Raw genomic sequence first — 20,577 nt, forward strand, 5'->3', positions numbered from 1 at the left:
CATTATGCTGTTGACCCCGCACGAACAGGACCGGCTGCTGCTCTCGTATGCCGCCGAACTGGCGCGCCGCCGACAGGCCCGCGGCCTCAAGCTCAACCACCCCGAGGCGGTCGCGGTGATCAGCGACCACCTCCTCGAGGGTGCCCGCGACGGTCGCACCGTTTCGGAGTTGATGGTCAGCGGCCGCGAGGTTCTCGGCCGCGAGGATGTCATGGAAGGCGTTCCCGAAATGCTCGAGGCCGTCCAGGTGGAGGCGACGTTCCCGGACGGCACCAAGCTCGTCACCGTCCACCATCCCATCCGATGATCCCGGGTGAAATCGTCTACGGGCAGGGCGATATCGAGTTCAACCCGGGCGCGCGACGGATCGAGCTGGACGTCGTCAACACCGGCGACAGGCCTATCCAAGTCGGCAGCCATGTGCATCTGCCGCAGGCCAATGCTGCTCTGCAGTTCGACCGCCACGCTGCCCACGGCCACCGCCTCGACATTCCAGCCGGTACCGCTGTTCGCTTCGAACCCGGTGTCACCCAGCATGTTTCGCTCGTGCCGTTGACCGGGTCACGCGAGGTTCACGGGCTGAGCCTACAACCGCCGGGCCGGCTGGACGCCTCATGAGCGAGCTGTCTCGCGCCAGGTATGCCGCCCTGTTCGGACCGACGACCGGCGACCGGATCAGGTTGGCCGACACGGATCTGTTCGTGGAGATCACCGAGGATCGCAGCGGCGGCCCCGGGCGGGCAGGCGACGAAGCGGTGTTCGGCGGCGGCAAGGTATTGCGCGAGTCGATGGGACAGGGGCGCGCGACCCGCGCCGACGGGGCGCCCGACACCGTGATCACCGGTGTGGTGATCATCGACTACTGGGGAATCATCAAGGCCGACATCGGTATCCGCGATGGCCGCATCGTCGGCATCGGCAAGGCCGGCAACCCCGACATCATGTCCGGCGTGCATCCCGAGCTCGTCGTCGGGCCATCGACGGAGATCATCGGGGGCAACGGACGTATCGTCACCGCGGGGGCGATCGACTGCCACGTGCACCTGATCTGCCCGCAGCTCATGGCGGAGGCGCTCGGCGGCGGCATCACCACCATCGTCGCCGGCGGCACCGGCCCGGCCGAGGGCAGCAAGGCCACCACCGTCACCCCCGGGGCGTGGCACCTCGCGCGCATCCTCGAGTCGCTGGACTCGTGGCCGATGAACGTGGCCCTGCTCGGCAAGGGCAACACGGTCAACACCGACTCGTTGTGGGAGCAGCTGCGCGGCGGCGCTTCGGGTTTCAAACTTCACGAGGACTGGGGGTCGACTCCTGCGGCGATCGACGCCTGCCTCACCGTCGCCGACGCTTCCGGTGTCCAGGTCGCACTTCACTCCGACACGCTCAACGAAGCAGGCTTCGTCGAGGACACGATCGGCGCGATCAACGGCCGCTCGATCCACGCCTACCACACCGAGGGCGCGGGGGGCGGCCACGCACCCGACATCATCCGGGTCGCCGCCGAGGCCTACGTCCTCCCGAGTTCGACGAATCCGACCCGGCCGCACACCGTCAACACGCTCGACGAACACCTCGACATGTTGATGGTCTGCCACCACCTCAACCCCCAGGTGCCCGAGGATCTCGCGTTCGCCGAGAGTCGGATCCGCCCCTCGACGATGGCCGCCGAGGATCTGCTCCACGACATCGGCGCGATCTCGATGATCGGCAGCGACTCGCAGGCCATGGGCCGGATCGGGGAGGTGGTCATCCGCACCTGGCAGACCGCACACGTGATGAAGCGACGGCGCGGCGCGCTACCCGGCGACAACGGAGCAGACAACACCCGCGCCCGCCGCTACGTCGCCAAATACACCATCTGCCCGGCGATCGCGCACGGGCTGGACCACGAGATCGGATCGGTCGAGGTCGGCAAACTCGCCGACCTCGTGCTGTGGGAACCGGCGTTCTTCGGAGTCCGCCCGTACGCGGTGCTGAAGGGCGGAATGATCGCATGGGCCGCCATGGGTGACGCGAACGCGTCGATTCCGACGCCGCAGCCCGTGCTGCCCCGACCGATGTTCGGCGCGGCGCCCGCGGCCGCGGCGGCCACATCGGTGCACTTCGTTTCGCCGCAGGCTGTCGATGACGGGCTCGCCGACCGCCTGGCGGTCAATCGGCGTCTGGTAGCCGTCAAGAACGTCCGGCAAATCAGTAAAGCTCAGATGCCTCTCAACGACGCGCTTCCCGACATCGACGTCGACCCGGACACGTTCACCGTACGCATCGACGGCGACGTGTGGCAGGAGGCGCCCGCCGCGGAATTACCTATGGCGCAGCGCTATTTCCTCTTCTAGGAGTTCAACGTTGACCCCCTTGGCCACGCTACTCGCGCTGTCGGACTCCCGGCTGCCGACGGGCGGGCACGTGCATTCCGGCGGTGTCGAGCAGGCCGTGACAGAGGGCCTGGTCCGCGACCTCCCGACGCTTCGGGCATATCTGCGTCGCCGAATCCGTACCCACGGCCTGGTGACTGCATCGGTAGCGGCCGCGGTGCACGCCGGCGACCTGGGAATCGCCCAGGCGGACCGCGAAACCGATGCTCGCACACCGGCTCCCGCCGCCCGTCGGGCCTCCCGCGCGCAGGGCCGCGGCCTGATCCGGCTGGCGCGGCGGGTCTGGCCGGACGGTGGCTGGGACACGCTCGGAAGCACGCCACACCTAGCCGTCGCGGCGGGCGCGGTTGGTGCGGTCAGCTCGATGACCCCCGACCTCACCGCGCTGTCGCTCGTCTATACCACCATGACCGGTTCGGCGACGGCTGCCCAGCGTCTGCTCGCCCTCGATCCCGGTGACGTCGCAGCGCTCACGTTCGAGCTGTCCACGTTGTGCGAACAGACCGCCGCCGAGGCCGCCAAGGAACTTTCCGACCTGTCCGATCCGCTGTTGGACGCGCTGGCCCAGCGGCACGCCCAACGCGAACGACCCTTGTTCGTCTCCTGAAAGAGAAGTGATGCCACCACATTTCCTCGACGGTCAACCACACCAGCACACCGACCGGCCGAAGCGACTCCGAGAGCCGGGAGAGCCGCTGCGCATCGGCATCGGCGGCCCCGTCGGCTCCGGCAAGACGGCGCTCGTCGCGGCGCTGTGCAGGCAACTGCGCGACGAGTTGTCCCTGGCGGTGCTTACCAACGACATCTACACCACCGAGGACGCCGACTTCTTGCGCCGCCACGCCGTGTTGCCCGATCGGCGGATCGCCGCGGTCCAGACCGGCGGCTGCCCACACACCGCGATCCGCGACGACATCACCGCCAACCTGGATGCCATCGACGATCTCATCGCGATGAACGAGCGGCTCGACCTGATCCTGGTCGAGTCCGGCGGTGACAACCTTACGGCCACCTTCTCGTCCGGGCTGGTTGACGTGCAGATCTTCGTCATCGATGTGGCCGGCGGCGACAAGGTGCCGCGCAAGGGCGGCCCGGGCGTGACCTACTCAGATCTGTTGGTGGTCAACAAGACCGATTTGGCGTCGCGCGTCGGGGCTGATCTCGAGGTGATGCGTCGCGACGCGGCCACGGTGCGCGGTGACCGGCCGACAGTGCTGATCTCGCTGACCGAAGACCCTGCGGCCACCGCGGTGCTGGCCTGGGTGCGTGAGCAGCTGTGGGTGTCTGCGCGCGCGGGGGGAAGTAGCGAGGGTTCGGTCTAGTGCGTTCGGACGTCCTCATCGTCGCCCGTCGCGGCCGCCGGCCGCGCATCGAATGCACGGGCGGGCTCGCCGCACGCGAGACCGAACCCGAAACAGTGCATTTGGTGTCGGCCGCCGCCACCCCGCTCGGTGGCGACGCCGTAGGTGTGCGCATCGTGGTCGAGCCTGGCGCGTTACTGCGGGTACGCACCGCAGCGGCGACGGTGACGCTCCCGGGCCCGAGGACCGATGAGTCACACGCGGTTTGGACGCTGGAGGTGGCAGGAGATCTCGACGTCGATCCGCAGCCCACCGTCGTGGCGGCCACGTCACGGCACATCGCCGCTACCCGGATTGACCTCACCGGATCTGGTCGCCTTCGGCTGCGGGAGCGGGTTCAGATAGGGAGAACCGCTGAGCAGCAGGGTTTTTGGACCGGGACGCTGCACGCGGACGTCGACGGGTCCGCGCTGCTGCGCCATCGCGTCGAGATGGGCAGCGGCTCGTTGCCCGACGACGAACTCGGCGCGCCGATGGCGTGTGTCAGCGAGTTGCACTACCCGGGCAATCACATAGAGACGGACGGCGTCGCGCTGGCGCTGGCGGGCGGTGGCTGCCTTGCCACCTGGCAGGGCGCCCGGCTCTAGCCGCTAGATCGCCATGGCGGCGCGGACTTCGGCCTCCGAGGCCGAACCGCCTGCGCCGCTGGATGTGACGCGGCCGGACTCGAGGATGTAATAGCGCTGCGACGACTCCAGCGCAAATCCGATGTGCTGCTCGACGAGCAGCACACCCAGGTCGCCACGTTTGGTCAAGTCGGTGATCGCGGCCTCGATTTCGGCCACCACCGACGGCTGGATGCCCTCGGTCGGCTCGTCGAGAATCAGACACCTGGGCCTGGTGATCAGCGCGCGGGCGATCGCCAACTGTTGGCGTTGGCCACCCGAGAGCAGTCCGGCCCGCCGCGTCAGTAGCTCCTTGAGCGCGGGGAACAGGTCGAGCTGCTCGTCGATCAGCTGCTTGCCGTTCTTGCGTCCGTCGGCGACGACCTGAAGGTTCTCCGCCGTCGTCAGCTGGCCGAACGACTGCTGGCCCTGCGGCACATACGCCAGACCACGCGCCACCCGCGCGCTCGGCCGCAGATGGGTGATGTCGTCACCGTCGAAAAGCACCCTTCCGGCACTGCATTTCAACAGGCCCACGGCGGCGCGGAGGAGTGTGGTCTTACCGGCGCCGTTGTGGCCCATCACAGCCGCCACCCCGCACGAGGGCACCTCGACGCCGACCCCGTGCAGGACCTCGGAGCGGCCGTAGCCGGCGTGTACGTCGACTAGCCGGAGCATCAGGAGTTCTCCTCGATGAGGTCGGAGGGCCCGCCCGTTCGCAAGGCCGAAGCGCCGGCGGCTGCCGTGCCGAGGTAGACCTCCTGCACCTTCGGGTTGGCCTGCACCTCGGCGACCGATCCCTCGGCGACGACCTGCCCGCGGGCCAGGACGGTCACCGAAGTGGCGAACGCGCGCATGAAGTCCATATCGTGTTCGACGACGACGACGGTGCGCTCACCGCCGATGCGGCGCAGCAGGTTACCGGTCTCCTCGCGCTCCTCATGGCTCATCCCCGCGACCGGCTCGTCGAGCAGCAGGACGTCTGCGTTCTGTACCAGGAGCATGCCGATCTCCAGCCACTGCTTCTGGCCGTGGGCGAGCACACCGGCGGGTTCATCGGCGAGCTCGGTCAGCCCGATCGTGTCCAGGGCCGCCTCGACGGACGGCAGCATCCCGCGGCGTCGGCGCAGCAGCGTCCACGGCGAGCGTCCCGCGCCCGCAGCGATATCCAGGTTTTGCAGCACGGTGAGCTGTTCGAAGACACTGGCCGTCTGGAAGGTCCGGCCCACCCCCAGCCGCGCGATCTGGTGCACCTTTTTGCCGAGTAGCTCCAGGCCCGACTTGTTGACCGAGCCGGTGGCGGCCACGAGCCCGGTGATCGCGTCGATGACGGTGGTCTTGCCGGCGCCGTTCGGACCGATCAGAAATCGCAGGTCGCCTTGAAACAGTGTCAGGTCGACATCGCTGACCGCATTGAAGCCGTCGAAATCCACTGTCAGGCCGCGAACTTCCAGGTACTCGGTGCCCATGCCGACGTTGCCACCGGCCACCGGTCCCACTTTCGCACCGGTCATGTCGACGCCCCGACTTTCTCCGCGTCCGGATCGGCGTCGGCCGCGGCGGGCCGCTCCGCCTCGGGCAGCGGTTTGGGTCTGCGCTTGCGCCACCGCCTGTACAGCGCCCCCAACCCGGCGAAACCGGCGGGAAAGAAGCCGACGACGACGATGAACAGCAGGCCCTGCGCGTACGTCCATTCCGATGGAAAGCGTTCGGAGAACAGGGTTTGCGCCCACGCAACACCGATCGCGCCCAGCACCGGTCCCAGCAGCGTCGTACGTCCGCCGATCGCCACACCGATCAAGAATGCGATCGACGGAAGGATGCCGACCTGTGATGGCGCGATGAACCCGACGATCGGTGCGAACAGCGCGCCGGCGATGCTGGCGAAGAGCGCAGCGATGGCGTAGGCGACCACCTTGATGTTGGCCGGGTCGTAGCCGAGGAAACGCACCCGCTCCTCGCCGTCGCGCACGGCCACCAGCAGCTCCCCGTACCGGCTCTGCATGAGCTGCCGAACCACCGCGACGACGAGGAGCAGCACACCGGCGGCGATGAAGTAGAGCATCCGCTGGTTCGCGGGATCGTTCAGGGTGAACCCGAAGAACGTACGAAACCTGTTGAGCCCGTTGCTTCCCCCGAGGCCGGCCTGCCCAACCAACAGGATCGCCAGCGCCGCGGCGAGCGCCTGCGACAGGATCGCGAAATACGCGCCTTTGACGCGGCGCTTGAAGACGCCCAGGCCCAGCGCCGCGGCGATGACCGTCGGCAGCACCACGATCGCCAGCAACGTGAAGACGGGGGAGGCGAACGGTTCCCAGTAGGCCGGTAATTCGCGCACCCCGGCGATCTGCATGAAGTCGGGTACGTCGTTACCGCGGATCTGCGCGTCGGCGATCTTCAGGTGCATGCCCATCATGTAGCCGCCCATGCCGAAGAACACGCCCTGGCCGAGCACCAGCATGCCGCCGCGGCCCCAGGCCAAACCGATGCCGACGGCGACGATGGCGAAGCACAGGAACTTGCCCAGCAGGCTGAGGCGGAAGTCCGACAACACCACCGGTGCCACCCCGAACAGCAACACCGCCGCCAGCCCGAAGCCGGCCCACGTCTGCCACCGGCCCAATAGGACCCTCATGCGAGACTCCTTGTCCGAACGGTGAACAGGCCCTGCGGGCGCACCTGCAGGAAGATCACGATGACCACGAACACGATCACCTTCGCCAGTGATGCGGTGGTGTTGTACTCGATGAACGAATTCAAGAAGCCCAGGGCGAACGCCGCGATCACGGTGCCCTTGATCTGGCCGAGTCCGCCGACGACGACAACCAGGAACGCGTCGATCAGATAGCTCTGCCCGATGGTCGGACTCGTCGAGCCGATCAGCGTCAGCGCCACACCGGCCACCGCCGCCAGTCCCGATCCGATGAAAAACGTTGTGATGTCGGTCTTGCGCGACGAGATGCCACTGGTTTCGGCCAGGTCGCGGTTCTGCACGACCGCGCGGATGCGCCGTCCCATGGGGCTGACTTTGAGGGCGGTGGCCAGCGCCGCCACGCACGCGATCGCCAACACCAGGATGAAGATTCGCGTCCTGGGCACCACGGCCCCGAAGATTTCCATACCGCCGGACAGCCACGGCGGCGCGACAACGTTCACCGCCGGCGCGCCGAAGATGTCGCGGGCCACCTGCTGCAGGATTAAGCCCACGCCGAACGTCACCAGCAGCGTGTCGAGCGGGCGGTGATACATCCGTTGAATGAGCGTCACTTCCAGCAGCGCGCCCATCGCTCCGCCGATGACGAAACCGACCACGAGGGAAATCAACAGCGACGCACCGGCACTCGACACCATCTGCTGCACGACATAGGCGGTGTAGCAGCCCGCCATGATGAACTCACCGTGCGCCATGTTGATGACGCCCATCTGGCCGAAGGTCAGGGACAACCCCAGCGCGGCCAGCAACAGGATCGAGCCGAGGCTCAACCCCGTTGCCAGCTGTCCGATCAGGACATCCATCTCAGCTGGAGAGCCCGGCTGCCCACGGGTAGGACTTCAGGTACGGGTCCGGCTCGATCGGGCCGGGTGACTCCCAGACCGTGTAGATGAGCCCGTCGGGACGGATCTCGCCGATGCGGGCCGTCTTGGTGATGTGATGGTTCTCGCCGTCAATGGTGACCAGGCCCTCGGGAGCGTCGAACGTGACCCCGTCCGCATTGTCCTGAATTGCTTTGACGTCGAACGACTTCGCCTTCTCGACGGTGTTCTTCCACAGGTACACCGAGACGTAAGCGGCTTCCATCGGATCCGACGTGGGCTTGTCGGCGCCGAACTTGTCCTGGTAGGCCTTGACGAACGCCTTGTTGACCGGATTGTCGACGGTCTCGTAGTAATTCCACGCGGTCAGCTGGCCGGTGATGTTCTGCACGCCGATGCCGCCGACCTCTTCCTCGGCGATCGACACCGAAACCACCGGCATGGCCTGCGGCGTCAGGCCGACGTTGCGGTACTCCCGGAAGAACGCGACGTTGGAGTCGCCGTTGAGGGTGTTGAACACCGCGTCGGCGTCGGCGGTGCGGACCTTGTTGACGATCGTCGAGAAGTCCGTCGAACCCAGCGGGGTGTAGTCCTCACCCTTGATCTCGATACCGTTGGCGTCCGCATACGCCTTGATGATCCGGTTGGCGGTCTGGGGAAACACGTAGTCGCTGCCCACGAGGTACAGGGACTTGACTCCCTTTTCCTTGAGGTAGTCCAGCGCCGGGACGATCTGCTGGTTGGTGGTGGCGCCGGTGTAGAAGATGTTCTTCGACGACTCCAGGCCCTCGTACTGCACCGGGTAGTACAGCAGCGAGTTGGCGCTTTCGAAAACGGGCAGCATGGCCTTGCGCGAGGAGGAGGTCCAACCGCCGAACACGGCGGCGACACAGTCGCTGCTGATCAGCTTTTCGGCCTTCTCGGCGAAAATGGTCGGCTCGGACGCCCCGTCCTCACCCACGAGCTGGAGTTGCTTGCCCAGTACGCCGCCTGCGGCGTTGATCTGCTCGACAGCCAGGTCGATCGCGTGGCGCACGGTCACTTCGGAGATGGCCATGGTGCCCGACAGCGAGTTCAGTGCACCTACCTTGACGGTGGGACCGGAAGTGTCCACGCACGATGCGGCGCTTGCCGAATCCGATTCGGTGGCCTTGCTTCCGCAGCCGGACAGCAGCAACGCGGTCGCGGCGACGACGCCTCCCGCCCTGAAAGCCGAACGTTTCAACGAGGAGCGTCGGACAAGTCGCATGGACAGCCTTTCCCGAGAACAGCGACGCTCATCGCCGACGAGCGTCGATAGTCAAGCGGCACGTGAGACACCACGCGGTGTCGAACTGGGACGTTAGAGCGGCTGTGTTTCTACGAAATGTCTGTATGTGACGAACAAATTAACCTGTGGCTCGCCAGGCGTTGACCGGCTGTTCTGGCGCAGACACGTGGGTTCGGGTATGGCGCACCGCCGTTCGCGATGCGCCTGGATACGCCAATGGCGCTAGCCGGCGACCCTCTCGGTGTCGCGCACCCCCGCCGCGATCTCCTCGAGTTCTTCGATCCGGGTGCGGGCGTAGGCCTGCTGTTCGGTGATCGTGAGGTTGCCGCGCTGCGTCGACAGGAACGTCACCGTCCACGACAGCAGCGTGGTGATCTTGCGGCGGAACCCGACCAGGTACACCAGGTGCAGCACCAGCCAGGCCAACCATGCGATGAAACCGCCGAACTCGAGCGGACCGATCTTGGCGACCGCGGAGAATCGCGACACCGTGGCCATCGAGCCCTTGTCGAAGTACTGGAACGGCTCGCGCGCAGTGGGGTCGGCGCCCTTCAACTCGGCCCTGATCGCGTTGGCCGCGTACCTGCCGCCCTGGATCGCGCCTTGCGCCTGCCCGGGCACGCCCTCGACGTGGGCGAGGTCGCCGACCACGAACACGTTGGGGTGGCCCGGAATCGTCAGGTCGGGCTCTACCAGGACGCGCCCGGCCCGGTCGACCTCGGCGTCGGACTGCTCGGCGAGGTCGCGGCCCAGCGGGCTGGCCTGCACACCGGCCGACCACACCTTCGTCGCCGATTCGATGCGCCGGATCGTGCCGTCGGAGTCCTTGACCGTGATGCCGTTGCGGTCCACGTCGGTGACCATGGCGCCGAGTTGGATGTCGACACCCATCTTCTCCAGCCGCGCCTGGGCCTTCTTGCCGAGCTTCTCACCCATCGGGGGCAGCACCGCGGGCGCCGCGTCGAGCAGGATCACCCGCGCCGTGGTCGAATCGATATGGCGGAACGCGCCTTTGAGCGTGTGATCGGCCAATTCGGCGATCTGCCCGGCCATTTCGACGCCGGTCGGTCCGGCGCCGACCACGGTGAACGTCAGCAGCTTCTCGCGCCGGGCCGGGTCACTCGAGCGTTCGGCCTGCTCGAACGCGCTGAGGATGCGCGCGCGCAACTCCAGCGCGTCGTCGATGGACTTCATTCCGGGGGCCCACTCGGCGAAATGGTCGTTGCCGAAATAGGATTGGCCGGCGCCGGCGGCCAGGATCAGCGTGTCGTACGGGGTGACGTAGGTATGGCCCAGCAGCTCAGACTTGACCGTCTGGTCGGCGAGGTTGATGTGGGTGACGTCGCCGAGCAGCACCTGACAGTTCTTCTGCTTGCGCAGGATCATCCGCGTCGGCGGCGCGATCTCGCCGGACGGGATGATGCCAGTCGCCACCTGGTACAGCAGCGGCTGGAACAGGTGGTGGGTCGTCTTGGCGATCAGCTTGACGTCGACGTCGGCCCGTTTCAGCTTCTTGGCAGCGGTCAACCCGCCGAAGCCTGACCCGATGATGACGACTTTGTGCCGATCAGATGCAGTGGCTCCGGGATGGCTCATGTTGGGCTCCTCGACGGTGTCACGTGCAGTTCTACCCGTAACGGTAGTCGCCCGAACCTGCGATCGACGATTCCGTTTGCTGTGGCATTTCCCACGCCGTCGGCCCGATCAGCCGCCGAGGAGTGGCTTGAGAAGCTCGCCCAGCGCCGTGATCTGGCCCGGTTGATAGCCGATGGTCTGAGTCGGCACGTAGAGGATGACGCCGCCGATGCCCGCGTCGAGCACCTTGCTCTTGATCTGTTCGGCCGCCTCCTCCGCGCTGCCGCCGGCGACCACCCGCTGCTTGTAGTCGTCGGGAATCACGTCGGGGGTGATGCCGTCACCGAACAGGACGCCGACCAGCATGCTGGTTTCCAAGGTCGCCGGGTCGCGGCCGATCTCCTCGCAGCGCTCCTTCAGGACCTGTACCTTGCGCGGGAGTTCGTCGAAGCCTGCGATGACGTTGAGGTGATCGAAGTGCCGCGCTGCCAGCGGAATGGTCTTCTTCTCGCCGCTGCCCCCGATCATCAGCGGAATGCGGTCGCGGAAGCGGGGCTCGGCCATGGCCTCGTTGGTGCGGTAGTACTTGCCATCGACGGTCGGCCGCTCGCCCCTGAGCATCGGGAGGATGATCTGCAGCGCCTCGTCGAGCCTGTTGAACCGGTCCGTGAACGTGCCGAACTCGTAACCCATTGAGTCGTGCTCCAGTTCGAACCAGCCGGTGCCGATTCCGAGGATCGCGCGTCCCTGGCTGATCACGTCGAGCGTCGTGACGGCCTTGGCCAGCAACGTGGGATTGCGGTAGGTGTTGCCGGTCACAAGCGTGCCCAGCTGCAAGTTCGTGGTGGCGGCGGCGAGTGCACCCAGCGCGGTATACGCCTCCAGCATCGGTTGGTCCGGTGTGCCGATCCCGGGCAGCTGATAGAAGTGGTCCATCACGAAGACGGAATCGAAGCCCGACTTGTCGGCTTCGTCAGCCTGGGCGACAACGGTGGGGAAGAGCTCTTCGACGCCGGTGCCGTACGAGAAATTGTTGATCTGCAGTCCAAGTTTGATGGTCACGCCTTCACGTAACCACAGCTGATCGGGGTCGATTCCCCGGCAGCGGAGAACTTCAGCCGAAGTCCGCCAGCGCACCCTTGCTGACGTGCAACGTCTGGCCGGTGATATGGCGCGCCGCAGGTGTGGAGAGGAAAAGCGCGAGCCGGGCGATCTCCTCGGCCACCGGCGGCGGAGTACGCGAGAGGCCTTCGTAGCCCGGTTCGGTGCTGCGTCCCGACGCCACCGCGTTGACCGTGATGCCACGGGTGCCGAAGTGCGTGGCCTGCCCGGCTGTCCAGTTGGAGATGGCGGCCTTGATGGCCGCCTCGGAGCTGCCTTCGGCCGGGTGTTCGGGCACCACGGTGACGATCGAACCGCCCGAGCGCAGGTGATCGCCCAGGATCTGCACGGTCAGTACCGCTGACAGCACGGTCGAGTCGAGCGCCTCACGCCACGCTTTGGCCAGCTGCGACAGCGAGTAGGTGCGCGGGTCGCCGCCATCCCAGCGAGGCGCGGGCACATTGACGATCGTGTCGAGGTGGTGTGGGAACTGCGGTCGCGCCTCTTCCAGGCTGGCGGGATCGGTGTTGTCGAAGACGATCGCGTCGACGTCGAGTTCCTTGGCGGCGACTTCGAGGTCGTCGCGGCGGGCACCGGCGATCACGACCCGGTGACCGGCGTCGCGGAAGCCTCCGGCGATCGTGCGACCCAAATCCGTGTCACCGGCGGTGACGAGCACCTCCATCACGGGACCTCCTTGTCGTGCCAACGCTGAACTCAGCGATCCCGGGCAATGTTACTGGACAGTAGCTAGGGCGCGAAACCGGCGCGCGGGCGCATGTGCCATAGGGTTTTTCCAGTGAGGCGCAGGGCGGCGAGCGGTTGAGCATCTCGGCGGGCCTGCCGCGCTGGCTGTACCTGCCGGCCGCGGTCGGTGCGCTGTTCGTCGCCGTACCTCTTGTCGCGGTGGCGGCGAGGGTGGACTGGCCGAATTTCGTGCACCTGATCAGCAGCGATTCCTCCATCAGCGCGCTGCTGCTGAGCCTGCGCACGGCGACCGCCAGTACAGCGCTGTGCCTGATCTTCGGTGTGCCGATGGCCCTGGTGCTGGCCCGCAGCGACAGCCGGTTGATCCGCGCGGCGCGGCCGCTGATCCTGCTGCCGCTGGTGCTGCCTCCGGTGGTCGGCGGTATCGCGCTGCTCTACGCGTTCGGCCGGCTCGGCCTGATCGGGGAGTACCTGGAGGCCGCGGGTGTCCAGATCGCGTTCACGACGACGGCGGTGGTGCTGGCCCAGACGTTCGTGTCGCTGCCGTTTCTCGTCATTGCGCTGGAAGGGGCCGCCCGCACGGCGGGCGCCGATTACGAGATGGTGGCGGCCACGCTGGGCGCCCGGCCGTCCCGGGTGTGGTGGCGCGTGACGTTGCCGCTGCTGATTCCCGGCCTGGTGTCAGGGTCCGTGCTGGCATTCGCGCGCTCGCTGGGCGAATTCGGCGCCACGCTGACATTCGCGGGCTCACGTCAGGGCGTCACCAGAACGCTGCCGTTGGAGATCTATCTTCAGCGGGAGAGCGACGCCGACGCCGCGGTGGCGTTGTCCCTATTGCTCGTCGTGGTGGCCGCGGTGGTGGTGCTGGGCGTCGGCAGCCGGCGGTTGCGGGGCGACAGTGCCTGGTAGTGCGGCATGACGGGAATCAGCCTGCGGGCCGTTGTCGAGCATCGGGGCGTGGATGTCGAGTTCGACGTCGCCGCCGGTGAGGTCCTGGCCGTCCTGGGCCCCAATGGGGCGGGCAAGTCGACGGTGCTGCACGTCATTGCGGGCCTGGTCCGACCCGACGACGGTGTTGTGCGCGTGGGGGATCGGGTGCTCACCGACACCGCATCGCGGGTCGACGTGCCGACCCATGACCGCCGCGTCGGGCTGCTACTGCAGGATCCGCTGTTGTTCCCGCATCTGGATGTCACCGCCAACGTGGCCTTCCCGCCCGGCAGTCGGCGACCCGAGCACTGGCTTGCCGAGGTCGACGCGACGGATCTGGCCGGCCGCAGGCCCCGCCAGCTGTCGGGCGGCCAGGCCCAGCGGGTGGCGCTGGCCCGCGCGCTGGCCGCCGAACCCGACGTGTTGCTCCTCGACGAGCCGTTGAGCAAGCTCGACGTCGCGGCCGCCGCTGCGATGCGCAAAGTGCTGCGCCGGGTGCTGGTGCGCGACGGCCGGTCGGCGGTGATGGTGACCCATGACCTGCTCGACGTGGTGACGCTCGCCGATCGGGTCCTGGTGCTCGAATCCGGCCGCGTCGTGGAAAGTGGTTCTGCGGCAACGGTTTTGGCGAGTCCACGCAGCGGGTTCGGCGCGCGGCTGGCGGGAGTGAACCTGGTTCGCGGTACGGCCGGCGACGGCGGGGTGCTGACCACCCGGTGGGGCCGCACCTGGTACGGAACCGCGGGCGTGGACGTGACGGCGGGAGTTGCGGCGGTGGCGCTGTTTCACCCGGCGGCCGTCGCGCTGTACCGCGAGCGACCGCACGGCAGCCCCCGCAACACCGTTGAAGTGACCGTCGCCGAAGTCGACGCCCGCGGGCCCGCGATCCGGGTGCGGGCCGAGGAACAACCCGATGGCGGCCCCGGACTCGCCGCCGACATCACCGCGGACTCCGCTGCCGAACTGCGCCTGGCGCCCGGCGAGCGTGTGTACTTCGCCGTGAAAGCGCAGGAGGTCACCATCTACCCCGGCCCGTAACGGACATCTGGGCCGTTGCGAAAAACGAGTCAGACGACCGTCGTCCTCCGGCGGTGAACGCGGTTCGACCAGCCCGCGCCACGCGCGGGGACACTGTCGTGCCAGCAATTCCGGGTACTGTTGCCTTGCATGGCATTTCCAGTTCTCAGCAATTTCTCAATTGAGCACTTTTTGAGCAATACGCACTTGCGTCACGGCGGTAACACGGTAGTTTCTTCTCCATGGATCAGCCGGACGCGATTTCGTTCCCTCGCAGGGGCCTCTCCAAGACACTGGCAGTCGCGGCGCTGACCGGCGCCACCGCGGTTGCGCTGGCGCTGCCAACGGTGGCGCAGGCGCAGCCCGAGCCGACGCCGCCGCCACCCCCTGCGCCCGGCAACACGTTCTTGCAGGGCCCGCCGCCACCGCCGCCACCGCCCGGGGCGCCTGCGCCCGCACCGGCACCGGGTGCGCCCGCGCCCGCGCCACCACCTGCGCCCGGCGCGCCGGCCCCGCCGCCTGCGCCCGGCGCGCCCGTGCCGCCACCCGCGCCCGGCGCGCCGGCGCCAGCGCCTGGCGATCCGAATGCACCGGCCCCGCCGCCCGGCGACCCCGGCCGTGTCGAAGCGCCTGCGGGCGGACTCAGCTACGTCGTGCCCGCGGGTTGGAAGGTGTCGGACGCGTCACAGCTGTCCTATGGCCAGGCGCTGCTGACGAAGATCGCACCCGAAGGTGCCGAGCCGCCCAACGACACCAGCATTCTGCTCGGCCGACTCGACCTGAAGCTCTTCGCCGGGGCCGAGACCGACAACGCGAAGGCCGCCCAGCGGTTGGCGTCCGATATGGGCGAGTTCTTCATGCCGTTCCCCGGCACGCGGATCAATCAGGAGACCTTCGAACTCAACGCTGACGGTATGCCGGGCGTCGCTTCGTACTACGAGGTGAAGTTCACCGACACCAACAAGCCGAACGGTCAGATCTGGGCCGGTGTCGTCGGCAATCCGGTCGAGCCGGGGACGCCGCGCGGGCAGCGCACTCCGGAGCGTTGGTTCGTCGTCTGGCTCGGCACGGCGAACAACCCTGTGCCGAAGGAAGAAGCGGTGACGCTGGCCAACTCGATTCGGCCGTACACCGGGCCGCCGGCGCCGGCGGATCCGAACGCCCCGCCGCCCGCGGCTCCGAACGCCGCGCCTCCGGCCCCGGCGGATCCGAACGCCCCGCCGCCTCCACCGGATCCCAATGCGCCCCCGCCCGATCCGAACGCGCCTGCGCCGCGGCCCGGCGTCGGGGTGGCCGTTCCGGTCGCACCGGAGAACGCGCCGGGGATGGTGCCTCCGCCCTGACGAAAGCAAGGCTTCCGCCACGACATGAAGCCGTGGCGGAAGCCGAATTCTGCAGTGCGGGTGCGGCCGTCAGGGCCCAACCCGCGGCGGGTTGGCGTTGGCGACGTTCACGATGACGCAGTTCGTGCCGCCGAAGCCCATCGCCCCTGCGGTTTGACACCGTTCGAAGTTGCCGTCGGCGTTGACGGGGCCGTCGCAGATCGTCCCGCCACCCCACGGTGTCCAGCCGCCCTGGCATCCGGCGTTGGCCGGGGCGGCGAATGCGATGCCGCCGGCCGCCAGCGCGCCGACCGCCAATGCAACAAGTGTTCTCATCTCACCCTCTCCCTTCGCGGTCCACCGTTATCTCCAGGTTATGCCGTTGTTATGAGCGAGGAATCGGGGATTTCCCTACCGCTTCGATACAACGGCGTCCACCACATTTGTCCGGCGCACCACGGCGGTCGTTAGCGTCGTTCGCTCACAGTGAAGACCCTCGATCCCGGGGTGGTGCGTTCGTGATCGGCCGGGCGACGATGAGGTATGGCGACCTCGAGCATGACGGCGTGGCGGATCCGACGTCCTGGGCCGGTGAGCACTCGACCGCTCGAGCGGGCCCGGGTCGAGATTCCGCGACCGATGCCCGACGAGCTTCTGGTGGCAGTGCGGGCATGTGGCGTGTGCCGCACCGATCTTCACGTCGCCGAAGGCGACCTGCCCGTGCATCGTCCGGAAGTCATACCGGGCCATGAGGTCGTCGGTGAAGTGGTCGAGCTGGGGCAGGGCGCCGGAGCCGAGTTCGCCGTCGGCGACCGCGTCGGCATCGCATGGCTTCGGCACACCTGCGGACGATGCCGGTACTGCATCAGAGGGGCCGAGAATCTGTGCCCCGATTCCCGCTACACGGGCTGGGACGCCGACGGGGGATACGCCGAATTCGCCACGGTGCCATCCGCATACGCTCATCCGCTGCCGGCCGGCTACTCCGACGCCGAACTGGCGCCGCTGCTGTGCGCCGGCATCATCGGCTATCGCGCGCTCATGCGCGCCGAGCTGCCGCCCGGCGGACGGTTGGGGATCTACGGATTCGGCGGCAGCGCGCACCTGACCGCCCAAGTGGCGATCGCGCAGGGCGCCGAAGTCCACGTCATGACCCGCGGCGAGGCCGCCCGCGCGCTGGCGCTGTCGCTGGGGGCGGCCTCGGCGCAGGGGGCGGCCGACCCCCCGCCTGCCGCCCTCGACGCCGCGATCCTGTTCGCACCCGTCGGCGATCTCGTCCCATCCGCGCTCGAAGCGCTCGATCGTGGAGGCACGCTGGCCATCGCCGGCATCCACCTCTCCGACGTTCCCGCGCTGAACTATCAGCGCCACCTCTTCCAGGAGCGCCAACTGCGATCAGTCACCGCGAACACGCGAGCCGACGCCCGCGCCTTTCTGGCCTTCGCCGGTGAGCACCGCATCGAAGTGACAAGTCCGCGGTACCCGCTCGATCGGGCGGATGAGGCGCTCGGCGATCTCGCCGCCGGCCGTGTTTCCGGAGCGGCGGTGCTGACCGTCTAGAGTTCGGCCAGCGCGGCGCACTGACCTCAGCTCAGGTGCCACACCAGCGCGGCGGCCAGGGCGCCGAGCCCGTTGAGCGACCAGTGCAGCGCGATGGGGGCGATCAGACTGCCGCTGCGACGCCGCAACCAGGTGAACACGAACCCGGCGACCGCGGTGGCGGCCACCGCCAACGTCACGCCCGCGACGGTGCCCATCACCCCGCCACCGAAGATGCGCGTAAACCCGACGTTACTGCTGGTCAAACCCAGCGAGGTGGCGATGTGCCAGAGGCCGAACAGCAAGGAGCCCGCCGCCGCGACGCCGCGGAAACCCCAGGCACGGTTCAGCGCGCCGTGCAGCACGCCCCGAAACGCCAGCTCCTCGGGGATCACGGTCTGCAGGGGAATGATCACCATCGACGCGATCAACGCGCCGGAGATCGTGGCGTAGTTGTTGTTCATGAACATCGGCCGCGTCCACGGCAGCAGCGCGCCGATCGCGATCACCGACAGCACCACCCCGACGGCCGCCAGCGCGTAACCGGCCCCGGACCTCCAGTGGTCCCGGCTCAGCCCGAGTTCGGCCCAGCCCAGCCCGCGGGACCGGACGAGGAGCAGCAAACCGACCGCCGCCGCGGGAACCGTCGCCACGCTGGCCCACGGAGTGGTGAAATGCGCGATGAGGTTGGTCAACGCCAGCACCACCACGACCACCGCGATGTCGACGTAGGTGCGGAAGTGATGCAGCGCGGAGAGCTGTTCGACCAGCGGATGCGGACGCTCGGCTAGCACGGCTTGGTCGGACACAAAGATCCAGTCTAGCGGTCTTGTTCGCTGAGCGAATCCTGCGAAAGGGAGGTGGCCCGGTAGTCGGGATCCCAGGTCCACTCCGAGATCGCCGGATCGTCTTCTCCGTGCTCACGGGTGTAGCGCCGGGCCGCAAGGCGGGCGTCGGCCATTTCCTGGCGCAGCCCGGCCGCGCTGCTGCCCAATCCGTCGACGCGGTCGATGACGTCCATGACGAGGTGGAAGCGGTCGAGGTCGTTGAGCATCACCATGTCGAACGGGGTCGTGGTGGTACCGCGCTCCTTGAATCCGCGCACATGCAGCTGGGCGTGGTTGGCGTGGCGGTAGGTCAGCCGGTGAATCAGCCACGGGTAGCCGTGGTAGGCGAAGATCACCGGCTTGTCCGTGGTGAAGATCGAATCGAACTCCCGCGCGGACAGTCCGTGTGGATGTTCGGTGTCGGGTTGCAACCGCATGATGTCGACGACGTTGACCACCCGCGTCTTCACCTCGGGCAACCGCCGGCGCAGGATGTCGGCGGCGGCCAGGGTTTCCAGCGTCGGGATGTCACCGGCGCACGCGAGCACCACATCCGGATGCCCGGTGCCGCTGCTGGCCCAGTCCCAGATCCCGAGACCCCGGGTGCAGTGCGCGATCGCGGAGTCCATGTCCAGATAGGTCAGCGCCGGTTGTTTACCGGCGACGATCACGTTGACGTAGTGCCGACTGCGCAGGCAGTGGTCGGCCACTGACAACAGCGTGTTGGCATCCGGCGGCAGGTAGACCCGCACGACCTCCGGCCGCTTGTTGGCGACATGGTCGATGAACCCGGGGTCCTGATGCGACGCGCCGTTGTGGTCCTGACGCCAGACATGCGATGTCAGAAGGTAATTCAGTGACGCGATCGGGCGCCGCCACGGCAGCTCCCGGCTACTGGAGAGCCACTTGGCGTGCTGATTGAGCATCGAGTCGATGATGTGGACGAACGCCTCGTAGCAGTTGAACAGCCCGTGCCTGCCCGTCAACAGGTAACCCTCGAGCCAACCCTGGCAGAGGTGTTCGGACAACACCTCCATCACCCGGCCCTCCGGCCCCAGGTTCTCGTCGTCGGGCCCGATTTCGGCAAGCCATGCCTTGTCGGTCACCTCGAGGGTCGCCGAGAGCCGGTTCGACGCGGTCTCATCGGGGCCCATCAGCCGGAACCGGTCGGGGTTGCGCGCGATGACGTCACGCAGGAAGGTGCCGAGCACCCGCGTGGCCTCAGTCGACTCGGAGGCCGGCTTGTCGACCGCCACCGCGTAATCGGCGAACGCGGGCAGGTCGAGATCCCTGAGCAGCAGCCCGCCGTTGGCGTGCGGGTTGGCGCTCATCCGCCGCTGCCCTCTCGGCGCGATCGCGCGCAGTTCGGGCCGCAGCGCGCCGTCGTCGTCGAACAGGTCCTCGGGTCGGTAGCTGCGAAGCCAATCCTCGAGCTGCGCACGGTGTTCGGGGTTGGTGTGGGTACCCGACAGTGGCACCTGATGGGACCGCCAGGTGCCTTCGACCTTCTTGCCGTCGACCTCTTCGGGACCGGTCCAGCCCTTGGGAGTGCGTAAGACGATCATCGGCCACAGCGGGCGGCCGGTCTCATCATCCAGACGGGCGGCGCGCTGGATCGCAGCGATCTGGTCGAACGCCTCGTCGAGCGCGGTGGCCAACTGCTGGTGCACATTGGCCGGATCGTCACCGGCCACCGTGATGGGCCGGTAGCCGTAGCCGAACAGCAGCGACTCCAACTCCTCCTGCGGGATCCGCGCGAGCACCGTCGGGTTGGCGATCTTGTACCCGTTGAGGTGCAGGATGGGCAGCACCGCACCGTCGGTGACGGGGTTGAGGAACTTGTTCGAATGCCAGCTCGCGGCCAGCGGGCCGGTTTCAGCCTCACCGTCGCCGATCACACACGCCACCACCAGATCGGGGTTGTCGAACGCCGCGCCGTAGGCGTGCACCAACGCATAGCCGAGTTCGCCGCCCTCGTGGATCGACCCGGGCGTCTCCGATGCGACGTGACTCGGGATGCCGCCGGGAAAAGAGAACTGCCGGAACAACTTTCGCAGGCCTTCGGCGTCCTCGGAGATGCCCGAGTACACCTCGCTGTACGTGCCTTCCAGGTACGCGTTCGCGACCAGGCCGGGACCGCCGTGGCCCGGGCCGGTGATGTAGATGACGTTCACGTCGCGGTTGCGGATGATTCGGTTCAAGTGCGCGTAGACGAGGTTGAGCCCGGGCGTGGTACCCCAGTGTCCGAGCAGGCGGGGCTTGACGTGGTGCGGCGCGAGCGGCTCCCGCAGCAGCGGATTATCCAGCAGGTAGATCTGTCCGACGGACAGGTAGTTTGCCGCGCGCCAGTACGCGTCGATCAGCGTGAGTTCATCATCGGACAGGGTGGGGGACAGTGCCTGGGCGGTCATCT

General features: G+C 67.6%; 21 protein-coding genes. 10 read left to right on the plus strand and 11 right to left on the minus strand.

The window, feature by feature from the left end; genetic code table 11:
• The first annotated feature begins 4 nt into the window (after positions 1-4).
• The 6 genes from AU188_RS23290 to AU188_RS23315 are packed head-to-tail and all read left to right on the plus strand — an operon-like array spanning position 5 to position 4,323.
• The gene (locus tag AU188_RS23290) at positions 5-307 is read left to right on the plus strand and encodes an urease subunit gamma (protein ID WP_059165836.1); all 303 of its coding nucleotides are present in this window, start codon (positions 5-7) and stop codon (positions 305-307) included.
• Entirely contained in the window at positions 304-618 is a 315-nt protein-coding gene (locus tag AU188_RS23295) for an urease subunit beta (protein WP_059165837.1), read from the plus strand. Before AU188_RS23290 ends, AU188_RS23295 begins: the two co-directional genes overlap by 4 nt.
• Positions 615-2,336: an urease subunit alpha gene (locus AU188_RS23300; protein WP_059165838.1), complete on the plus strand. Its 1,722-nt coding sequence runs from the start codon at positions 615-617 to the stop codon at positions 2,334-2,336. Before AU188_RS23295 ends, AU188_RS23300 begins: the two co-directional genes overlap by 4 nt.
• 10 nt (positions 2,337-2,346) lie before the next feature.
• Positions 2,347-2,982 carry an urease accessory protein UreF gene (locus AU188_RS23305; RefSeq protein WP_059165839.1) on the plus strand — a complete coding sequence of 212 codons (636 nt, stop codon included), beginning with the start codon at positions 2,347-2,349 and terminating at the stop codon, positions 2,980-2,982.
• A gap of 10 nt (positions 2,983-2,992) precedes the next feature.
• The gene (gene ureG, locus AU188_RS23310; RefSeq protein WP_059165938.1) at positions 2,993-3,697 is read left to right on the plus strand and encodes an urease accessory protein UreG; all 705 of its coding nucleotides are present in this window, start codon (positions 2,993-2,995) and stop codon (positions 3,695-3,697) included.
• On the plus strand, positions 3,697-4,323 hold the full coding sequence (locus AU188_RS23315) for an urease accessory protein UreD (protein WP_059165840.1): 627 nt from the start codon (positions 3,697-3,699) through the stop codon (positions 4,321-4,323). The genes ureG and AU188_RS23315 overlap by 1 nt, the downstream gene beginning before the upstream one ends.
• Before the next feature lie 3 nt (positions 4,324-4,326).
• On the opposite strand, the gene urtE is transcribed toward AU188_RS23315, so the two are convergent.
• From urtE to AU188_RS23355, 8 genes are all read right to left on the minus strand, one after another.
• Positions 4,327-5,019, minus strand: a complete 693-nt coding sequence (gene urtE / locus AU188_RS23320) for an urea ABC transporter ATP-binding subunit UrtE (protein ID WP_059165841.1) — start codon at positions 5,017-5,019, stop codon at positions 4,327-4,329.
• Complete coding sequence (gene urtD, locus AU188_RS23325) at positions 5,019-5,855, minus strand: urea ABC transporter ATP-binding protein UrtD (protein WP_059165842.1); 837 nt, start codon at positions 5,853-5,855, stop codon at positions 5,019-5,021. The genes urtE and urtD overlap by 1 nt, the downstream gene beginning before the upstream one ends.
• On the minus strand, positions 5,852-6,976 hold the full coding sequence (gene urtC / locus AU188_RS23330) for an urea ABC transporter permease subunit UrtC (RefSeq protein WP_059165843.1): 1,125 nt from the start codon (positions 6,974-6,976) through the stop codon (positions 5,852-5,854). The genes urtD and urtC overlap by 4 nt, the downstream gene beginning before the upstream one ends.
• Positions 6,973-7,857, minus strand: a complete 885-nt coding sequence (gene urtB, locus AU188_RS23335; protein ID WP_059165844.1) for an urea ABC transporter permease subunit UrtB — start codon at positions 7,855-7,857, stop codon at positions 6,973-6,975. The genes urtC and urtB overlap by 4 nt, the downstream gene beginning before the upstream one ends.
• Position 7,858: 1 nt before the next feature.
• Positions 7,859-9,124 (minus strand): urea ABC transporter substrate-binding protein, encoded by a 1,266-nt coding sequence (gene urtA, locus AU188_RS23340; RefSeq protein WP_059165845.1) that lies wholly within the window; start codon positions 9,122-9,124, stop codon positions 7,859-7,861.
• Between the two features lie 243 nt (positions 9,125-9,367).
• The gene (locus AU188_RS23345) at positions 9,368-10,741 is read right to left on the minus strand and encodes an NAD(P)/FAD-dependent oxidoreductase (RefSeq protein WP_059165846.1); all 1,374 of its coding nucleotides are present in this window, start codon (positions 10,739-10,741) and stop codon (positions 9,368-9,370) included.
• 108 nt (positions 10,742-10,849) lie between these two features.
• Positions 10,850-11,782: an LLM class F420-dependent oxidoreductase gene (locus AU188_RS23350; protein ID WP_059165847.1), complete on the minus strand. Its 933-nt coding sequence runs from the start codon at positions 11,780-11,782 to the stop codon at positions 10,850-10,852.
• A gap of 52 nt (positions 11,783-11,834) precedes the next feature.
• Positions 11,835-12,506, minus strand: a complete 672-nt coding sequence (locus AU188_RS23355) for an SDR family oxidoreductase (protein ID WP_059165848.1) — start codon at positions 12,504-12,506, stop codon at positions 11,835-11,837.
• Positions 12,507-12,643: 137 nt separating this feature from the next.
• Here AU188_RS23355 and AU188_RS23360 point away from each other — a divergent pair, with 137 nt between their 5' ends.
• The 3 genes from AU188_RS23360 to AU188_RS23370 all read left to right on the plus strand — a co-directional run bounded on the left by AU188_RS23360 (position 12,644) and on the right by AU188_RS23370 (position 15,819).
• Positions 12,644-13,438 carry an ABC transporter permease gene (locus AU188_RS23360; protein WP_059165849.1) on the plus strand — a complete coding sequence of 265 codons (795 nt, stop codon included), beginning with the start codon at positions 12,644-12,646 and terminating at the stop codon, positions 13,436-13,438.
• Between the two features lie 6 nt (positions 13,439-13,444).
• Positions 13,445-14,497: a sulfate/molybdate ABC transporter ATP-binding protein gene (locus tag AU188_RS23365; RefSeq protein ID WP_059165850.1), complete on the plus strand. Its 1,053-nt coding sequence runs from the start codon at positions 13,445-13,447 to the stop codon at positions 14,495-14,497.
• A gap of 221 nt (positions 14,498-14,718) precedes the next feature.
• Positions 14,719-15,819, plus strand: a complete 1,101-nt coding sequence (locus tag AU188_RS23370) for an alanine and proline-rich secreted protein Apa (RefSeq protein WP_059165851.1) — start codon at positions 14,719-14,721, stop codon at positions 15,817-15,819.
• A gap of 69 nt (positions 15,820-15,888) precedes the next feature.
• On the opposite strand, the gene AU188_RS23375 is transcribed toward AU188_RS23370, so the two are convergent.
• Positions 15,889-16,134 (minus strand): CDGP domain-containing protein, encoded by a 246-nt coding sequence (locus AU188_RS23375; protein ID WP_059165852.1) that lies wholly within the window; start codon positions 16,132-16,134, stop codon positions 15,889-15,891.
• Between the two features lie 207 nt (positions 16,135-16,341).
• On the opposite strand from AU188_RS23375, the gene AU188_RS23380 reads away from it, so the two are divergent.
• Positions 16,342-17,358 (plus strand): zinc-binding alcohol dehydrogenase family protein, encoded by a 1,017-nt coding sequence (locus tag AU188_RS23380; RefSeq protein WP_082686762.1) that lies wholly within the window; start codon positions 16,342-16,344, stop codon positions 17,356-17,358.
• Between the two features lie 26 nt (positions 17,359-17,384).
• Here the strand turns inward: AU188_RS23380 and AU188_RS23385 are convergent, their stop codons facing one another.
• Both AU188_RS23385 and AU188_RS23390 read right to left on the minus strand, forming a co-directional pair.
• Entirely contained in the window at positions 17,385-18,146 is a 762-nt protein-coding gene (locus tag AU188_RS23385; protein ID WP_059098524.1) for a CPBP family intramembrane glutamic endopeptidase, read from the minus strand.
• Positions 18,147-18,157: 11 nt separating this feature from the next.
• On the minus strand, positions 18,158-20,575 hold the full coding sequence (locus AU188_RS23390) for a phosphoketolase family protein (RefSeq protein ID WP_059165853.1): 2,418 nt from the start codon (positions 20,573-20,575) through the stop codon (positions 18,158-18,160).
• Between the last annotated feature and the right edge of the window lie 2 nt (positions 20,576-20,577).

This window comes from Mycobacterium sp. IS-3022, assembly GCF_001500065.1.
Lineage (GTDB): Bacteria > Actinomycetota > Actinomycetes > Mycobacteriales > Mycobacteriaceae > Mycobacterium.

Coding starts and splice junctions, on each gene's coding strand:
- AU188_RS23290 (WP_059165836.1), top strand. CDS start 5: ATGCTGTTGACCCCGCACGAACAGGACCGGCTGCTGCTCTCGTATGCC.
- AU188_RS23295 (WP_059165837.1), top strand. CDS start 304: ATGATCCCGGGTGAAATCGTCTACGGGCAGGGCGATATCGAGTTCAAC.
- AU188_RS23300 (WP_059165838.1), top strand. CDS start 615: ATGAGCGAGCTGTCTCGCGCCAGGTATGCCGCCCTGTTCGGACCGACG.
- ureG (WP_059165938.1), top strand. CDS start 2,993: ATGCCACCACATTTCCTCGACGGTCAACCACACCAGCACACCGACCGG.
- urtE (WP_059165841.1), bottom strand. CDS start 5,019: ATGCTCCGGCTAGTCGACGTACACGCCGGCTACGGCCGCTCCGAGGTC.
- urtD (WP_059165842.1), bottom strand. CDS start 5,855: ATGACCGGTGCGAAAGTGGGACCGGTGGCCGGTGGCAACGTCGGCATG.
- urtC (WP_059165843.1), bottom strand. CDS start 6,976: ATGAGGGTCCTATTGGGCCGGTGGCAGACGTGGGCCGGCTTCGGGCTG.
- urtB (WP_059165844.1), bottom strand. CDS start 7,857: ATGGATGTCCTGATCGGACAGCTGGCAACGGGGTTGAGCCTCGGCTCG.
- urtA (WP_059165845.1), bottom strand. CDS start 9,124: ATGCGACTTGTCCGACGCTCCTCGTTGAAACGTTCGGCTTTCAGGGCG.
- AU188_RS23345 (WP_059165846.1), bottom strand. CDS start 10,741: ATGAGCCATCCCGGAGCCACTGCATCTGATCGGCACAAAGTCGTCATC.
- AU188_RS23355 (WP_059165848.1), bottom strand. CDS start 12,506: ATGGAGGTGCTCGTCACCGCCGGTGACACGGATTTGGGTCGCACGATC.
- AU188_RS23365 (WP_059165850.1), top strand. CDS start 13,445: ATGACGGGAATCAGCCTGCGGGCCGTTGTCGAGCATCGGGGCGTGGAT.
- AU188_RS23370 (WP_059165851.1), top strand. CDS start 14,719: ATGGATCAGCCGGACGCGATTTCGTTCCCTCGCAGGGGCCTCTCCAAG.
- AU188_RS23375 (WP_059165852.1), bottom strand. CDS start 16,134: ATGAGAACACTTGTTGCATTGGCGGTCGGCGCGCTGGCGGCCGGCGGC.
- AU188_RS23380 (WP_082686762.1), top strand. CDS start 16,342: ATGGCGACCTCGAGCATGACGGCGTGGCGGATCCGACGTCCTGGGCCG.
- AU188_RS23390 (WP_059165853.1), bottom strand. CDS start 20,575: ATGACCGCCCAGGCACTGTCCCCCACCCTGTCCGATGATGAACTCACG.